This window comes from Pseudoalteromonas tunicata, from assembly GCF_002310815.1.
In the GTDB taxonomy this organism is placed as follows: Bacteria; Pseudomonadota; Gammaproteobacteria; order Enterobacterales; family Alteromonadaceae; genus Pseudoalteromonas; species Pseudoalteromonas tunicata.
Genome location: NZ_CP011032.1, coordinates 2909150 through 2926315, shown reverse-complemented (window position 1 = coordinate 2926315; position 17166 = coordinate 2909150). Strand labels below are relative to the sequence as shown.

12 protein-coding genes and 1 pseudogene are annotated in these 17166 nt (G+C 40.1%); all 13 read left to right on the top strand.

All coding sequences use genetic code 11. The features are described from left to right. Positions 1–19 precede the first annotated feature (19 nt). The 13 genes and pseudogenes from flgG (at position 20) to PTUN_RS13260 (ending at position 17158) form a co-directional block, all read left to right on the top strand. Entirely contained in the window at positions 20–808 is a 789-nt protein-coding gene (gene flgG, locus PTUN_RS13320) for a flagellar basal-body rod protein FlgG (protein ID WP_009837445.1), read from the top strand. Between the two features lie 16 nt (positions 809–824). Beyond that, positions 825–1508 (top strand): flagellar basal body L-ring protein FlgH, encoded by a 684-nt coding sequence (gene flgH / locus PTUN_RS13315; RefSeq protein WP_009837444.1) that lies wholly within the window; start codon positions 825–827, stop codon positions 1506–1508. Positions 1509–1519: 11 nt separating this feature from the next. Then, entirely contained in the window at positions 1520–2614 is a 1095-nt protein-coding gene (locus PTUN_RS13310) for a flagellar basal body P-ring protein FlgI (RefSeq protein ID WP_009837443.1), read from the top strand. 214 nt (positions 2615–2828) lie between these two features. Beyond that, positions 2829–3875: a flagellar assembly peptidoglycan hydrolase FlgJ gene (gene flgJ, locus PTUN_RS13305; protein WP_009837442.1), complete on the top strand. Its 1047-nt coding sequence runs from the start codon at positions 2829–2831 to the stop codon at positions 3873–3875. A 6-nt stretch (positions 3876–3881) separates the two neighbouring features. Further along, positions 3882–5927, top strand: a complete 2046-nt coding sequence (flgK, locus tag PTUN_RS13300) for a flagellar hook-associated protein FlgK (RefSeq protein WP_009837441.1) — start codon at positions 3882–3884, stop codon at positions 5925–5927. A gap of 9 nt (positions 5928–5936) precedes the next feature. After that, on the top strand, positions 5937–7496 hold the full coding sequence (gene flgL, locus PTUN_RS13295; protein ID WP_009837440.1) for a flagellar hook-associated protein FlgL: 1560 nt from the start codon (positions 5937–5939) through the stop codon (positions 7494–7496). A 62-nt stretch (positions 7497–7558) separates the two neighbouring features. Next, complete coding sequence (locus PTUN_RS22475; protein WP_009837439.1) at positions 7559–9322, top strand: flagellin; 1764 nt, start codon at positions 7559–7561, stop codon at positions 9320–9322. Between the two features lie 331 nt (positions 9323–9653). Next, positions 9654–10769: pseudogene (locus tag PTUN_RS22600) on the top strand (flagellin N-terminal helical domain-containing protein); the annotation flags it as partial. Between the two features lie 42 nt (positions 10770–10811). Further along, a complete protein-coding gene (locus PTUN_RS22595) occupies positions 10812–11414 on the top strand; it encodes a flagellin (protein WP_370301742.1) in 603 nt (200 codons plus the stop codon). 82 nt (positions 11415–11496) lie between these two features. After that, on the top strand, positions 11497–11898 hold the full coding sequence (locus tag PTUN_RS13275) for a flagellar protein FlaG (protein ID WP_040643656.1): 402 nt from the start codon (positions 11497–11499) through the stop codon (positions 11896–11898). A gap of 15 nt (positions 11899–11913) precedes the next feature. Then, complete coding sequence (gene fliD, locus PTUN_RS13270) at positions 11914–13599, top strand: flagellar filament capping protein FliD (protein WP_009837435.1); 1686 nt, start codon at positions 11914–11916, stop codon at positions 13597–13599. A gap of 73 nt (positions 13600–13672) precedes the next feature. Beyond that, on the top strand, positions 13673–15706 hold the full coding sequence (locus PTUN_RS13265; protein ID WP_009837434.1) for a motility associated factor glycosyltransferase family protein: 2034 nt from the start codon (positions 13673–13675) through the stop codon (positions 15704–15706). A 102-nt stretch (positions 15707–15808) separates the two neighbouring features. Next, entirely contained in the window at positions 15809–17158 is a 1350-nt protein-coding gene (locus PTUN_RS13260; RefSeq protein ID WP_009837433.1) for an NAD(P)-binding protein, read from the top strand. Positions 17159–17166 lie beyond the last annotated feature (8 nt).

Here is a 17166-nt window from a genome sequence, read left to right as displayed (position 1 = left end):
AGTTGACGGAGAATAAATTATGCATCCGGCATTGTGGATTAGTAAAACCGGGCTTGACGCCCAACAAACTGATATTTCGGTTATTTCAAATAACTTAGCGAATGCGAGTACTGTTGGCTATAAAAAGAGCCGCGCAGTATTTGAAGATTTGCTTTATCAAAATATTAATCAACCAGGTGGTCGCTCGTCACAAGACACCGAAATGCCTTCCGGGTTAATGCTCGGTGCGGGTACTAAAGTAGTCGCCACGCAAAAAAACTTTTCTCAAGGCAATATGATCACCACAGATAACTCGATGGATTGGATGATCCAAGGTCAAGGTTTTTTTGAGGTGTTATTACCCGACGGTAGTTTAGCGTATTCACGTGCTGGCCAATTTACTACTGATGGTGATGGCCGAGTGGTGACATCGGGTGCTGGTTTTCCTGTACAGCCTGAAATGAATGTTCCTAATGATGCGCAGTCACTTACTATTTCACAAGACGGTGAAGTATCGGTGCGTGTTCGTGGTCAGGCCGATAACGTGGTCATTGGACAGCTCACGATTTCGGATTTTATTAATCCATCAGGTCTTGAGCCGATGGGGCAAAATTTATTTACCGAAACAGCGGTAAGTGGTGCGCCCATTCAGGGTAACCCCGGTGCCGATGGCTTAGGTGTCATTGTACAAGGTGCGCTTGAAACATCGAATGTAAATACCACCGAAGAATTAGTGAACTTGATTGAAACCCAACGTATTTATGAAATGAACTCAAAAGTAATTTCATCAGTTGATCAGATGTTGAACTTCATTAATCAACAACTTTAAGCAGTAGGAGAGGGTCATGAAAAATACTCTAATTAGTTTGTGTGCTATTTTTCTCTCAGTTGGCTGTGTGTCGACTGGCAATCGCAATGTTATTGTCGATGATCCTTATTTTACCCCTATTCCAGCAGAAGCTGAAACAGAACCTATGGTGCAAACCGGTTCCTTATTTGATGCTTATAATTCAAACGATTTATACAGCGATAAAAAAGCGGTTCGTGTTGGCGATATCATTACCGTCATGCTTAATGAGTCAACTCAAGCATCTAAAAGTGCCAAAACCGAAAGCGGCAAAGCGACTGATATTGCTTTAAACCCACTCGTTGGCCTTGGTGGCAAAAACGTTAATATTGGTGGTCAAAGTATTGAGTTGGGGCTCAAGTCCGATTCCTCATACAAAGGGGATGCAAAGTCCAATCAATCTAACAGCTTAAGCGGTAATATTTCAGTTAATGTGATGCGTGTTTTACCCAATGGTAATTTAATGATCCGAGGCGAAAAGTGGCTCACGCTAAATACGGGTGAAGAGTTTATTCGTTTAGAGGGGGTTGTTCGTGCATCTGATGTTGCTGCCGATAATACTGTGGAATCAAATCGTATCGCGAATGCCCGTATTCAGTATTCTGGTAAAGGGGATCTTCAAGATGCTCAAAGCAGTGGTTGGTTGTCGCGCTTTTTTATGAGTGCATTATTTCCTTTTTAAGGGGAAGTTAAATGAAAAATTTTCTATGCTCAATCGCGCTATTTTTATTACTCTTTAGCACCGCGAGTGTTGCTGAGCGCATCAAAGATGTTTCAATGGTTGAAGGGGTGCGAGACAATCAATTGGTCGGTTATGGTTTAGTGGTAGGTTTGCCTGGTACCGGTGAGCAAAGCCGATTTACCGAACAAACCTTTAAAGCTATGTTAAGTGGTTTTGGTATTGCATTACCTGATAATTTAAAACCTAAAATTAAAAATGTTGCAGCCGTCGCGGTGCATGCAAAATTACCCCCTTTTATAAAACCTGGGCAAACAATAGATGTCACAGTGTCATCTATCGGCAGTGCGGGCAGTTTACGTGGCGGTACATTGTTACAAACTTTTTTAAAAGGGATTGATGGTAATGTCTATGCGATTGCTCAAGGTAGTCTTATTGTCAGTGGTTTAGGAGCTGAAGGTGGAGATGGCAGTCGAATTTTAGTTAATACGCCAACCGTTGGTAGAGTGCCAAATGGTGCAACTGTTGAGCGAGCTGTGCCAAACCCGTTCTCACAAGGTGATTTTATTACTTTCAATTTGCATCGCCCAGATTTTACCACTGCAAAACGATTAGCCGAAACCATCAATAATTTGGTTGGCCCTAATTCAGCTAGTGCACAAGATGCAGCATCGGTTCGGGTTATTGCACCTAGGGATGTATCGCAGCGAGTTGCGTATTTATCAACCCTTGAAAATCTTGAGTTTAAACCGGCAGATACGTCAGCCAAAATTTTAGTTAACTCACGAACTGGCACTATTGTGATTGGTAAAGATGTTAAATTACAACCCGCTGCGATTACTCATGGTGGTTTAACGGTCACAATTGCAGAAAACCAAGATGTCTCTCAACCAAACCCTCTTGCAACGGGCGATACGACGGTCACAACACAAAGCATTATAGATGTTTCTCGAGATGACTCGCGGGCCTTTGTATTTAATCCTGGAGTCAGTTTAGATGATTTGGTGCGAGCAATTAATGAAGTTGGCGCGGCGCCGGGGGATTTAATGGCTATTTTAGAGGCACTTAAAGAAGCTGGGGCAATAAGTGGCCAGTTGATTGTCATTTAGCGGCAAAACCGAGTATTTAATTTTGTAGCAATTAATAAAAACGGGCTAGTTAAGCTCGTTTTTTTATTTTTAGTTTGGCTCAAAAAAAGTTATTTTTTTGCTTTTCAACCAGCAGTATAAATTTTTATTAATTAAATCAGTCTATAACCTCGCTTTTAACTTGGCATTTCAATTGCATTGACCTTGTTATGTTCCCTTGTGTCAACAAACCGTTATGAATGAAATAAATCACGCTTCGCCCAGTAGTTATTTTGACCTCAATAGTCTTAATGATCTGCGACATGACGCTAAAAGTGGTCAAGGAAATGAAAAAGAAGCACTGCGAAAAGCGGCGCAACATTTTGAATCTATTTTCATGAATATGCTGCTCAAAAGTATGCGTAAAGCCAATGAGGCGTTTGAATCAGACAGCCCTTTTAATAGTGAATCGACCAAATTCTACCAAGACATGCACGATCAACAGCTAACGATGGAGCTTTCTTCTAATGGCTCGTTAGGGTTAGCGGATTTAATTGTTGAGCAATTAAGCCCAGATTATAAGAATTATCGCCCAGCATCTACTTTGCGCGCTGATGCCACATTGAATAATCCTGTTGCGTCGTTAGCTGAAGGTGAATCAATCAAACGTACCACGAATACGGCACTACCGACTTGGATTAATCAGCAATTTTTAGCAGCGCAAAAAGCGCAAGCAAAACTTGATGAGCAAACGAGTGAAGTCAGCGCTGCGAGTAATTCAGCTCGTCCCGAGTTTGACTCCCAAGAATCGTTTATCGAATCGCTGTGGCATAAGGCTAAATCGGCTGCTGAAAAACTCAATCTTAATCCTGCGGTAATGATTGCACAGGCAGCGCTCGAAACTGGCTGGGGTAAACATATTATCAATACGCCAAATGGTGAATCGAGTAACAACCTTTTTAACATCAAAGCCGGTGGCAACTGGCAAGGTGACTCTGTAAAAAAAGTAACGTTGGAGTATGAGGACGGCATTGCGGTGAAGAAAAATGCCGCATTTCGCGCTTATCAAAATATCGAAGAAAGCTTTGATGACTTTGTTAATTTTTTATCGTCAGGAGGCCGTTATCAAGAGGCATTAAAAGAATCTAATAACATGGAGCGCTTTTTGCATAAGTTACAAGAAGCAGGTTACGCCACAGACCCAAATTACGCGAAGAAAATCATCGGGATCCTAAATAGTGATGGTTTACAGCAGGGGGTGAAGCGAATGTTAAGTAACGAAGTAGCAAAGTTTACGGAGTAAATTTAGATGAGTTTTGGGATTCTTGGAACGGGTGTTTCTGGCTTAGCGGCCGCACAAAAAGGGCTCGATACCACGGGCCATAATATTGCCAACGTGAATACCACTGGTTATAACCGCCAAACGGTAGAACAAATATCGACCGTTGGTATTCCATTTGGTGGCGTATTTCTTGGTAATGGTACTCAAGTTTCTTCCATTTCTCGGGCTTTTAATGAGTTTTCGTATACTGAAGTAATTTATAACAAAAGCCAATTTAACTATAACAATACCCAAACAACGAATGCCAGCCGACTCGATAATTTTTTAGCCAATACTGACACAGGGATCACTAAAAGCATTGAAGAGTCATTTAATGCCATCAACGGTATTACAGAAGACCCAACTATTATTTCTGCGCGAAATGTGTTTTTAAGTTCAGCTGAGTCTACGGCTAAACGGTTTAACAACATGTTTAGTGAAGTAGAGCAGCAGCATTTAGGTAATATTAATCAAGAAATTAAAACCACTGTTGCCGCAATTAACGAAATCACAGCTCGAATTGGCCAGTTAAATGGGGAAATAGCGGTTGCTAATTCGGTCGCTGAAAATGGTTTTCCTGCCAATGATTTACTCGATAAACGCGATTTATTGGTTAGTCAGCTCAGTGAGAAAGTACAGGTAAACATTATCGATTTACCTGATGGCACCATTAATTTAACTGTTGGCACCGGTTTAACGCTAGTGGCGGGCACATTTGCGGTGCCGCTATCGGTTGAACGTAATGAATTTGATAGCAACAAACTTGAAGTAGGCATAGCTCCAACGCCTGGCGCACCGAATAAAGCCATTGTTACCAACCAACTTGATGGTGGTTCACTTGGCGGCTTATTTAAAATTCGTGAAGAGTTATTACTACCTGCTATTCGTGACATGGGCAAAATTGCCATAGCTTACGCTGATGCATTTAATCGTCAGCAATCACTTGGTCGTGATTTAAATGGCGATGAGGGAACTAATTTATTTAAAGATATTAATGACCCTCAAGTTGCGCTTACTCGAACGCTTAATTCAAAACAAAATCCAACAGCCAGTGATTTTTCAGTCAATATCACCAATGCCTCTTTGCTTACTGGCGAGGAATATTTGATGGAGGTTGATCAAACCGGTAATTTGGTTGTTTCTGACAAAGACAAAAATGTATTAGCAACTTATACCCCAGCTGATATTGCCGCGATGTCTCCACCGACCAATGATAGGTTAGAAATTCCAGATACTGGTTTAAATATTAACATAGCTAAAAATAATTTAGCTGTGGGAGATCGTTTTTTAATTCGTGCAACATATTCGGGTTCACGTGAAATAGAACGTACCTTAGAAGACCCTAATTTAGTCGCTGCAGCGGGCAATGCTCTTGATGTCAGTGCGCCAACTAATCCAAATAATGTTGAATTATCCTTGTATGAAATTACAGATACAAGCAATGCCAACTTTCCAAACCAAGCTAATTTTCCACCTCCTCTGGACCCTCAAATTAGAGTTGTGGTTGATGCTACAGGCACACAATACAGCATTCAAGATTCTGCTGGCAATCCATTAGCTGCACCAGCTGGTGGCCCGTTTAATATTCCTTCAGATCAAGTCATTGATTTGCCAGGTATGCGCCTAGAACTCAAAGGGCAGCTGGCAGGTAATGAAGTTTTTAATATCACTAATCAAGGTGGCACTGCGCCATTTGACGAGAAAAAATTTGGCCCAGGTGATAACTCTAATGCATTGATAATGCTCGAGTATCAGAATAAAAAAACCTTAGATGGTGGCACCAATACTTTCTCTGAGTCTTATGCCGAATTGGTTACTTTTGTTGGGGTTAAAACCCAGAGTGGGAAAATAAATGCCGACTCATTTGCTGTATTACTCGCGGGTGCTGAGCAGCGTATGGCGGCGATTTCAGGCGTTAATCTTGATGAAGAGGCGGCAAATTTGATCCGATACCAACAAGCTTATTCTGCCGCAGCGCGGATCATCTCGATTGCCAATGAAACATTTGACAGCTTGCTGCAAGCCGTACGATAGGAGTCAGATATGAGAATTGGTACCGCAAACTTTTATCAGCGTTCTTTAGCGAGTTTACAATCGCGTCAAGTAAGCTTAGATCGCGCTCAAGAAGAACTTTCGTCAGGTAAAAAAGTAATTCGTCCATCTGACGATCCGGTTGCGTCAAATAGCATTATTAAGCTTAAAAAAGAGCTTGATGTTTCAAGCCGTTACCTAGATGCACAATCGACCGCCAATCGTTACAACCGTGAAGCTGAAACTTCTTTAACATCAATGAATAACATTTTATTGCGTCTACAAGAAAGCTTAAGTGGCGCAATTAATGGTGCGCTCGATAACGATGGATTAATTGCTTATCGTGAACAAATTGCATCACGTTATGAAGAATATGAAGGGATTGTAAATCAGAAAAATGCTAACGGTGATTATATGTTTTCTGGTTTTCAAACTCGTACTAAACCTTATCAATCTGATTCTTTTGGATATTTTGATTATCAAGGTGATAGCGGTCAGCGCCAAGTATTGATTGCGCCAAGTTTTGATGTTGCGGTTACTGAGCCTGGTAATTCATTTGCTTCGAATGTTGCGTCAAAATTTAGTCATTATCGACCAGCTAGCGCAGCAGCAAGTGGTGCACAAGTTTCTCTTGGTTTTGTAACTGATGGCGCAGAATATCGCGCGCCAACAGCACCGGCTAATACATATCAAATTCAGTTTTCAGGTGCGGTGCCGCCGCAAGCAGATACATGGCAAGTTGTTGATGTATCGCTGCCTGCGCCAAATGTTGTAAATGGTCCATATGGTTACAGCCCTGGGGATGAAATTGAGTTTCAGGGTATTTCGGTCAAAACCGATGTCAACAATCCACCTCAAGCAGGTGATGTTTTTGATATGCAGCCAGATAAAAAAGCGGATGAAACCAGTGTACTTTGGATGTTTCAGCAAGCCATTGATGCAATGTCTATTACTGGTACAGGTTATACGGCAAAACCCCTTGCCGCCTCTACGGTAAGTATTGCCGGAGGAAATATTAAGTTTCCGGATGAACATAAGTTTGCTGATTTTGAAGTGGTCTTTCCATCGGCTGGACAAGTGGAAGTGCGAGAAGTTGACCGCAGTACCACTCCGCCAACGGTGCTTGCCACGCCAGTTTCTGCACAAGCTTATAACCCTGCTGGGACGCTGCTTGAATTTAATGGGATTGAAATCACAGTGGCTGGTGCTGCTGGTAATCAAACCACAATTCCGCCTGCGCCAGCACCAAACTTTCCTGAAACAATTCGCCTAGATCGCCCTGAGAATAACCGCCGTGCGGACGTACTCGGCGCCTTACTCGAAGAAGTCACCAACGCTCAAACCAACATTGATAATACGCGCTCACAAATTGGCGCGCGGATGAATTCGATTAGTAATGAAGGTGATGCTCAGTTGCTATTTAAAGAAGCAACAAAAATAACGCTGGCTGATTTAGAAGAAATAGATGTGTACGAAGCTGTTACAAACCTTGAGAACTCTCGGGTGGGATTGCAAGCAGCACAGCAAGCATTTGCAAGAGTGCAAAATTTATCACTGTTTGATTATATCTAGTTGGCACGGTTAATGCTTTCAGTATAGATGAAAACAAATTCCATCATTGAGGAGATACTAAGATGGGTATGTATATAAACACAAACGTTGCCTCTATTAACGGCCAACGTAATCTAAATAAATCGACTGAGGGTCTCACTACCTCAATGCAGCGCTTATCATCAGGTCTGAGAATTAACTCAGCCAAAGATGATGCGGCTGGTATGCAAATCTCCAATAAACTGACATCGCAAATTAACGGTCTTAACGTTGCTACTCGTAACGCTAATGATGGTATTTCGATGGCACAAGTTGCTGAAGGTGCATTACAAGAAAGTACTAATATCCTACAACGTATGCGTGACCTTGCCATTCAAGCGGCAAATGGTACGTATTCAGACGGTGACCGTGCTTCGTTACAAGAAGAGGTTGTACAGTTACAACGCGAATTAGACCGTATTGCTTCAACGACAACGTTTGGTGGTCGTAAGTTGATGGATGGTTCGTTTGGTACTGAGCAGTTCCAAGTAGGTTCTAAATCATTCGAAACAATTAGCGTAAGTGTTGGCTCTTTCTTCGGTGAAGATATGGGCGCTGAGACTTATGAGCTTAAAAATCAAACCGCTGCTAATGAAGCTGCTGGTTTGCAAAATAATGTAGTAACCTCGACAGCAATGACGGGATTAATAGCAGCAAATTCAAGTACCACATTAGTTGGTATGGGTAATTTTATTACTACAGGTAGTTTAGGTGCATCACAATCGACTTATTCTGCTAATCGAAATAAATTATCGACTATCGCTACTACGACGACAGTATCGTTAGGTGTCAAAGGTTCTTTAGGTAGCGCCAGTGCAACGATCACAGGTTTAGGTGGTTCAGCATATGATGCCGAAAGAGCGATAGATCAAATTACGTCTAAAACTGGTGCAGAGGCTGATGCTCGTACCGTGGTTACACTCGATTTCTATGGCAGTGTTGGCACGGTTGCCGGGGGGCAAGATACTGCCTTATTAACCGGTGATGCGACCTTTACGCTTGAGCTTCGTGGTGAAAATACTGATGCCACTAAAGAAGGTGCTCGAATTAAATTCACTATCAGCAATACAGAAGAGTTAAGCGGTGTAGTGAATGCCTTTAATGAAGCTTCGGGTGAAACAGGTATTTCAGCGAGTCTAACTGGTGATGGTCGTATTAAGTTAGTCAGTGAACGTGGTGACAACATTGTATTTGAGAATATGCAGGTTGATTACAATGGCGTAGGCTCTCGGATGACAATTCAAGCGGCTAGTTATGATTTTGATGGTAACGCAGCTGATACAACAACCGCAATTGCAACTGGTCGTATCTTTGGTACGGCAACCAATGGTGCTGGCGGTGTAGGTAATGGTGATGCTAATGCTTCAACCACCACCTTTGTTGGGACTGTGCGCATGACGGGCAGTGATGACTTTAAGCTGCAAGATACCACAGGTGCCGGCAGTATGCTCCATGGTAATACCATTGGTGAATCCGCTATTTCGGGTAAAGAAACAGTTGATGAAATTAATATTGGTACAGCACTAGGCGCACAAAAAGCAATTGATGTTATTGATGGTGCGTTATCGTATATCGATAGTCAACGAGCCAATATGGGTGCAGTGCAAAATCGTTTATCGAGTACGATTTCGAATTTAGAAAACGTAGTTGAAAATGCCTCAGCGTCAAGAAGCCGTATTCGTGATACAGATTTTGCATTAGAAACAGCGCAAATGACCAAGAATCAAATCTTACAGCAAGCAGGTACTTCGATTTTAGCGCAAGCAAACCAATTACCGCAAAGCGCTCTATCACTGCTTGGTGGTTAATTCTTTACTCTATTTTGCAATTATCTCCTCATGCCCCTTGCTTCCAAGGGGCAATTTGGAGGATGTTTAAGCCGCATATGAATGTTTACCCTCCCGCGTTTGTCATAAGATTTTTGCTTCTTTAGTTTATATACCAAAACTTTTTTATTTGTTAGTATCTTCATTAAATACGCTAAATAGCTGCTATTATTGTAGTTTCTCCATACCCCCTTCAAAAACTGTTGTACATTTTTTAAATAATTTGCAATTTTTATTAAAGTTAGGTCAAACGCTGCCGTTATCATAAATAACTTGATATGAAACTAGTAACATTCCTCTAAGGAGAGTTCAAATGGCTCTAACAGTACAAACAAATCCTACGTCGTTGAACGCTCAACGCAACTTAAGTAAAGCAAGTTCCGGCATGGAAACTTCGATGCAACGTTTGTCCTCTGGTTTAAGAATAAACAGTGCAAAAGATGATGCTGCTGGTATGCAGATTTCAAACAAATTAACGTCTCAAATTAATGGTCTAAATGTAGCGACCCGAAATGCGAACGATGGTATTTCGATGGCGCAAACAGCAGAGGGCGCTCTGCAAGAAAGCTCAAACATTCTTCAACGTATGCGAGATCTTTCTGTTCAAGCATCAAATGGTACGTATTCAGATGCTGACCGTGGCGCATTACAAGAAGAGGTTACTCAGTTAAAACGTGAGCTTGACCGTATCGCCAGCTCAACATCATTTGGTGATCGTAAATTATTAGATGGTTCATTCGGTACTGAGCAATTCCAAGTAGGTGCTAAATCATTTGAAACTATCAACGTAAGCGTTGGCTCGTTCTTCGGTGAAGACATGGGTGCAGAAACGTATGAGTTGAAAAACTATACTGATGCAAACGCAGCAGTGATTGCAGGCTCTGTAAACGTAGGTGTAACTTCATCTGGTTTAACCGGTGGTGTGTTAACTGCAGCGACAGGTTTAGTTGGTTTTGGTAACTTTATCTCTTCAGGTACAGCGGGTGCCGCGCAATCAACCTACTCTGCAAACCGTGGCAGTATTTCAACAATTGCAAGTAGCGCGACTATCAGCATAGGTGTTAAAGGTTCACTAGGTAGTGCATCAGCGACTATCAAAGGAACAAATGGTTCAGCATACGATGCAGAGCGTGCTCTTGATCAAATCTCAGCCAAAACAGGTGTTGAAGCAGATGCAAGAACAGTTGTAACACTTGATTTTTACGGTTCAGTCGGCACTGCGGCTACTGCTGTTGATACAGCTGTAATGACAGGCGATGCGATTTTCACCTTAGAGTTACGTGGTGAAAACACGGATTACTCTAAAGAAGGTACCCGTATTAAGTTCTCTGTATCAAATACTGAAAATCTATCTTCAGTGGTTAATGCATTTAACGAAGCGGCAGGCGAAACTGGTGTCTCTGCAAGCTTAACGGGTGATGGCCGTGTACAACTTGTGAGTGAGCGTGGTGATAATATTACGTTTGAAAACATGCAAGTTGAATACAACGGTGTTGGTTCTCGAGTAACGATCCAAGCTGCAACATACGGATTTGATGGTAATACTTCAGATACCACAACAGCGATTGCTGCAGGGCGTTTATACGGTGTTGCATCAGGTGCGGCAGGGATTGGCGCTTCAGATGGTACAGCTGCTTATGCAAGCTTTGTTGGAACTGTACGTTTAGTAGGCAAAGATGACTTTAAACTAACAGATACAGCAGGTACAGCGGGTGTATTACATGGTAATACAGCAGCAGATTCATCAATCTCTGGCACTGAAACAGTAAATGATATTAATATCGGTACTGCACTAGGCGCACAAAAAGCAATTGAAGTTATCGACGGTGCACTTTCGTACATCGATACTCAAAGAGCCAACATGGGTGCGGTGCAAAACCGTTTATCTACTACGGTAAGCAACTTATCAAACGTTGTTGAGAATGCGTCAGCATCAAGAAGCCGTATTAGAGATACAGACTTTGCAACAGAGACTGCTGAATTGACTAAAAACCAAATCTTGCAACAAGCTGGTACATCAATCCTAGCTCAGGCAAATCAGTTACCTCAAACAGCTCTTAGCTTACTAGGTTAATTGGATTTTACGACTCAAAAAGGAATCTAGTCACTAGATTCCTTTTGTTCATTTTTAAATCATAATGATTGAGGTAGATCTTATGAATATCGAAATTGGTAAAGATGTTAATCAATTAACGTCAATGATTAAAAGCAATCGTAAAGAAGCAGATCCTGCCACAGCACAACAAGCGACGATAGATGCTGCTAAACTAAATCAAGCCCCAACAGAAGTTTCAGAGGTCAAAGCAGAGGAAAAGCCTGAAGCACTTGAAATTTCTACAGAACATTTACAAGGTGTGGCGCAACAATTGCAAGACTTTGTCAGCTCGCTTGATAAATCTTTGCAATTTAGTATTCATAAAGACTCAGGGCGAGATGTAATTAAGGTTATTGATGGGGTCACAGGTGAAACGATCCGCCAAATTCCATCAGAAGAAATTCTAAATGTTGTTTCTAATTTGTCCCAGGCAACTGGTGTTTTTATGGAAACAAAAGTCTAATGTTGGAGAAAGGCAATGGCTACATTATCATCCCCAGGTATAGGTACCGGTTTTAAAGTTACCGAAACAGTACAAAGTTTAGTTGCTGCAGAACGGGAACCTTTTGATAAAAAAAAATTAGCCGCTGAAAATAAACTTACTGAACAAATATCTGGTCTAGGTAAGTTAAAATCAGCCCTTTCTGATTTAGACGACACTATTTTTGATTTAAAACTCCCTACCACTTTTTCTAAACGCCAAGTTGATTATTCTTCAGATTTTTTCACCGCCGAAGCCGGCTCTGCAGCATCAGTTTCTAGTTACGATGTACAAGTTAATAAAGTGGCTGCTGGGCAAAAGGTAACTACAGGGCCAATAGATGCAAGCGCAGCAATCGGTAGTGGTACTCTTGAGATTCGCTCACTAGGATTGAATAAAGGGTTTTCTATCGCAGTTGAAGCGGGTCAAACAATTAATGATATTGCGGCTCAAATAAATGGTTCTTCAGCAAATTTTGGCGTGACCGCATCGGTTGTTAAAGGCGATAGTGGATCCTATTTAACCCTTAGCTCAAATCAAACCGGTGATAACAGTGTATTATCGCTTAATGTTACCGACAGTGATGGCTTTTTACACGATGACTCAGGCTTGTCGCAACTGGCTTTTTCGTATGGCGAAACCCGCTCAAATCAAACATTTAATGCAGGCGAATCGTTTGCCGTTGGCTCTTTTGATATCAGTAATGGTACAGACACCGCAACTATTTCGGTATTGGCCGGTGAAACGATTGAGCAAGTGGTTGATAAAATCAATGCCGCAGGTATCAATGTAACTGCATCATTAGAAGATGATAATGCGGGTGGGTTCAAGTTGGTATATCAATCAAGTAATGATTATGGCAATCATCAAGTTGCGATTACTTCCGCTGACGCATCCATGTCAAAATTATTGAAGAGTCATGAATACGCTAATTTCACAGAAAACACAGCAGCATCAAAGGCTCAAATTACCCTCAATGGTTCGATTGTCGTAACCAGTGAAACAAATACTTTTGAGAATGCAGTGGCTGGTTTGTCACTTGAAGTAAAAAAAGCCCATGACGCAACTGCCAGCGACAACATTAAGATTAATCTTGATAAAGGTTCGACCGAAGAAGCGGTGAAGAAATTTGTAGAATCTTATAATGAAATGTTTGCTGTAGTTGCCGAGCTAACGCAAGTGAATGAGGATGGTACCGCAGGTCAACTAGTAGGAGATTCCACAATTCGTACTATGATGAATCAATTACGCGGTGCGCTTGGTGGTATCGTCACCATCGATAAATTCAGTACTCAATCTTTAGCTTCTATAGGTATAAAAACGGAGCGTGACGGTACACTGTCTTTAAATGAAGCGACGTTAACAAAGCAATTAAACAGTAATTTTGAACAATTTGGTGCGTTATTTGCAGGCGATGAAGGCATTGGTAAAGCTTTATCGAATGTAGTATCAGAATACAAAGGTATTGGTGGAATTGTAGAGTCAAAAATTAAATCGGCTACATCTTCGATTGATAGAATAAACGAAGAGCGTACTGATTTTGATGAGCGGATGGGCCGTTATGAAGCGCGCTTGTTTTCGCAATTTACTACAATGGATCTGTTGGTATCACAATTACAAGCAACCGGCGATTATTTGACAGCGCAATTGGATGCCTTGAGTGGGATCAATAAAAAGAAATAGTCTGCATTAATTTACTTCTGCTTCTCTGGTACTTTTGATACTGTCAAAATAGTTATTATAAATCGAGAGTCTTATGAGTACTGAACAAAATTCACGTCAAAATATTGATGAGCTTCGACTGGAGCTCAACAAACGATTTGATAAGAATATGGTTTTCTTCCAAAAAAATATGCCCCATATTTTTAAGCAATTTATTAACTATGTTCCTAAAGACTATGGTTTAGATTTTGATACAAATGGTCATTTAAATATTGCCTGTAATGGGCAGTTTATCTTTGCCGATGACCCACAAAAAATATGCGAAGCGCAATCCGAACTTTTTTTCAAACGCCCTGTTCAGAGCATGTATTTATTAGTGCCAAGTGAAGATGAGCTCAATCATTTTAATTATATTCATCTCGATTATTTAAAAAAAGTATCCGATAGCGCACTTAAATATCGTCACTTATCAAACTTTCAAAATCGCTTCAGACAATTACCTCATGAGCCAATTGGTAAGCATCCATTCTTTATCTTAATTGGTACTGGCCTTGGTTATCATTTTAAGCGCATCTTAGAAGAAGATATTGATCACTTATACCTTTATGAGCCAAGCCCTGACTTGTTTTATGCATCGTTGTTTACTATCGATTGGGTTGAGGTATTTGATCATTTTAAATATGACGGTAAAACCATTACTCTAACTATAGGTTCAAAAATCACAGAGTTTATTGATGGGTTAGCGGTATTGGCACAGAAATTTGGTCAGTATAATTTAAGTTGTCTCACTATTTATAAACATTACAATAGTGAAACTGCTGATAAAGCACTCAAAGAGTATATTGATAATGTAAGTACCATGTATAGTGGTTTTGGTTTTTTTGAAGATGAAATTTTGTCTTTAAATCATATGCATTCTCATATTAACAATAAACAAAAATTCTTATTAGCAGATAGGTATTTTGATGAAGAGCACAAATATCCGGTATTTATTTGTGGTTCAGGTCCATCTCTGGACGAAGCAATTGACACCATAAAAAAATACCAAGATAAAGCGATTATTGTGTCATGTGGTACTTCGATGCTGGCGCTTAATCGAAATGGGATTCAATCAGATTTTCATATCGAGGTTGAGCGTACCAAAGGCATTTATGATGTATTAGACGCCAACCCTTTTATTGAATTAAAACGTAAGCCCGTTTTAATTGGCATGAATACTTTGTATAAAAAAGTGCCGCAGCAATTTGAAGATTCAATTTTATATTTAAAACCTAATGATGGTTCTACCGACTTTATTCGTGGTTATTATCCAAATAATTTAGCTGTTATTTATAGTACCAACCCAACGGTAACCAATGGTGCTATGGGGATTTTTAACCAGTTACAAAGCGGCGATATTTATATGTTCGGCTGCGATTATGGTTATAAAGATAAAGAAAACCATCACTCAAAAAGCTCAGGTTATTATGCCGAATACAGTGATGAAATAAAAAATCTGGTAGAAAAAACAGACAAGCTAAAAGTAAAAGGTAATTTTTGTGATGAAGTATTCACTACCACGATATTTAGCTGGGCAAGGCGCTCTATTGAATACAGTATTCGTAGTAACATTTTAGCTTCAGAAAACAAAAAGGTCTTTAATTGCTCAGATGGTGCCATGGTTGATGGCACAATACCGCTGCGGATGGAAGAGATTAAATTAGAGACTGTGGTTGATAAAGAATTAATTCGACAGTTGTTATTAACAAGCACTACAGATGAGTTTTTTGAGCCCAAAGAATGGGTTAAAAAACTAACTCAAGCAAGTGAGCATTTATTTAGTACGATAGATAGAATCGTTGATGAAAAGTATCGCCTAACTGATTTATCTTCAAAAGATGTTTCATTATTATTTAATCGAATGTTTAAAATTATTCGTGAATGTGATGGCACACAAGAAATATTCACTGCCAGAATGTTAGAAGGTTCGTTTACTTATATCGCATCCACTATTTTGGGGCATATGTACGCTATCGGTAATGAAAAGTCGAGACAACAATACTTAAAAGAGGTATTGCCATTAATGTATCAATATTTTATCGATTTAAAATCTGAATTAAAAAATAAAGTACTTAATTTTGAATTGTAATGCCCGAAAGTTATTTTGACTCATATCAATATATTTAGGTGCTATATAGATAAGATTAACTCTTATAAATAAAATGTAAGAGTTAATCAAGGTAGGCTTATCATGAAAAGTTCAACGTATCAGTATATTATAATTGGTTCGGGTATTGCAGGCCTGCTTGCGGCTTTAATATTAAAGCAAAAAGGAAAGCAGGTTTTGTTGGTAGAGTCTGCCACTCAACCTGGTGGATTAATGCGAGCTTATCATGCAAGTAATGGTGAAGTGTTTGACCATGGTACGCACCTATTAAGCCGTCTTAATGTTGCAGAACTTGATGAACTTCTTTTCTCTGATTTAACTAAAACAGATTGGCATTATTTAGATTGCTTAAAGTCGGGTAATTATATATTTGATACGTTAAATGATTACAGCCCAATCGTTGATAGTCGAGGTTTACCGCCCGAGCGATATCACCAAGCTATGGTTGAACTGATTGATAACTCAGCTGGCGAACAGAATGAACATCCACACTTGGCTCAGCAATTAGAATCAGAATTTGGTCATAGTTTAACTCAAGATGTGTTTAAACCGGCGCTCGAAAAACTGTTTAAAACACCTTTAAACCAACTTGCCCCAAATACTAATTGTTTATTTGGCATGACAAGGATTATCGGTTTTAACCCAATTATTACTAAAGAGTTAAAGACCCTACCAGCACTTGATGCGGTACTTGCATACCATAGTTATCGAGAAGGTAATCCAACTGCGCAGTATTATTATCCAAAACTTGGCAGTGTGGGGCAGTGGGTCGATTTGTTATTTGAAAAATACCTCGCAATGGGTGGCGAAGCTTTTTTTTCTGCTGAACTATCAAATATTACGCTACAAAATAAAGAAGTAACGCATGTAACTATCAATAATGAAACTATCACGCTTGAGCAGTTAATTTGGACTGTGCCATTATTTAGCTTTTTTAAACAAGCTGATCTTAAGCTTGAAAAGCCTGCGCAGCCGCTTCGTTTTTTAAATACCTATCTTTTGCATTATATTGTTGATAGTGCTCCTATTACTGACTTGTATTATTACAATAATTATAATCCGTCGCATCAGCATTTTAGAGCAACTTTATACAGTAATATTCAAGGTCAGGGTTGTACTAAAGGCCATCGAGTGACGGTGGAAGTTTTTGTTACTGAAAAGCTAGATGACCAAGCAGTACATCAGCTAGAACAGTGTGTTTTTGACGAACTCATTGAATGCAACGTTGTAGCTAAGCACTGTCAGTTTGAAGTTGAAAGTCATTTTTTAGCAAATAGCTTTCCTATCCCAACCAATGAATTTACAGCCATGCAAAAAAGCCAAAAAAATGAGATATTAGAAAAAGTAAATAATATTCAGCTGTTTGGAAAAGCCCGTGGCGATATCTTTTTTATGAATGATGTTATTTTAGATGTGTATCATTCGCTCAAATAATTGGGGAC

Bases quoted from the DNA above. Each gene is read 5' to 3' on its own strand.
- flgG (WP_009837445.1), top strand. From the start codon at position 20: ATGCATCCGGCATTGTGGATTAGTAAAACCGGGCTTGACGCCCAACAA.
- flgH (WP_009837444.1), top strand. From the start codon at position 825: ATGAAAAATACTCTAATTAGTTTGTGTGCTATTTTTCTCTCAGTTGGC.
- PTUN_RS13310 (WP_009837443.1), top strand. From the start codon at position 1,520: ATGAAAAATTTTCTATGCTCAATCGCGCTATTTTTATTACTCTTTAGC.
- flgJ (WP_009837442.1), top strand. From the start codon at position 2,829: ATGAATGAAATAAATCACGCTTCGCCCAGTAGTTATTTTGACCTCAAT.
- flgK (WP_009837441.1), top strand. From the start codon at position 3,882: ATGAGTTTTGGGATTCTTGGAACGGGTGTTTCTGGCTTAGCGGCCGCA.
- flgL (WP_009837440.1), top strand. From the start codon at position 5,937: ATGAGAATTGGTACCGCAAACTTTTATCAGCGTTCTTTAGCGAGTTTA.
- PTUN_RS22475 (WP_009837439.1), top strand. From the start codon at position 7,559: ATGGGTATGTATATAAACACAAACGTTGCCTCTATTAACGGCCAACGT.
- PTUN_RS22595 (WP_370301742.1), top strand. From the start codon at position 10,812: ATGCAAGTTGAATACAACGGTGTTGGTTCTCGAGTAACGATCCAAGCT.
- PTUN_RS13275 (WP_040643656.1), top strand. From the start codon at position 11,497: ATGAATATCGAAATTGGTAAAGATGTTAATCAATTAACGTCAATGATT.
- fliD (WP_009837435.1), top strand. From the start codon at position 11,914: ATGGCTACATTATCATCCCCAGGTATAGGTACCGGTTTTAAAGTTACC.
- PTUN_RS13265 (WP_009837434.1), top strand. From the start codon at position 13,673: ATGAGTACTGAACAAAATTCACGTCAAAATATTGATGAGCTTCGACTG.
- PTUN_RS13260 (WP_009837433.1), top strand. From the start codon at position 15,809: ATGAAAAGTTCAACGTATCAGTATATTATAATTGGTTCGGGTATTGCA.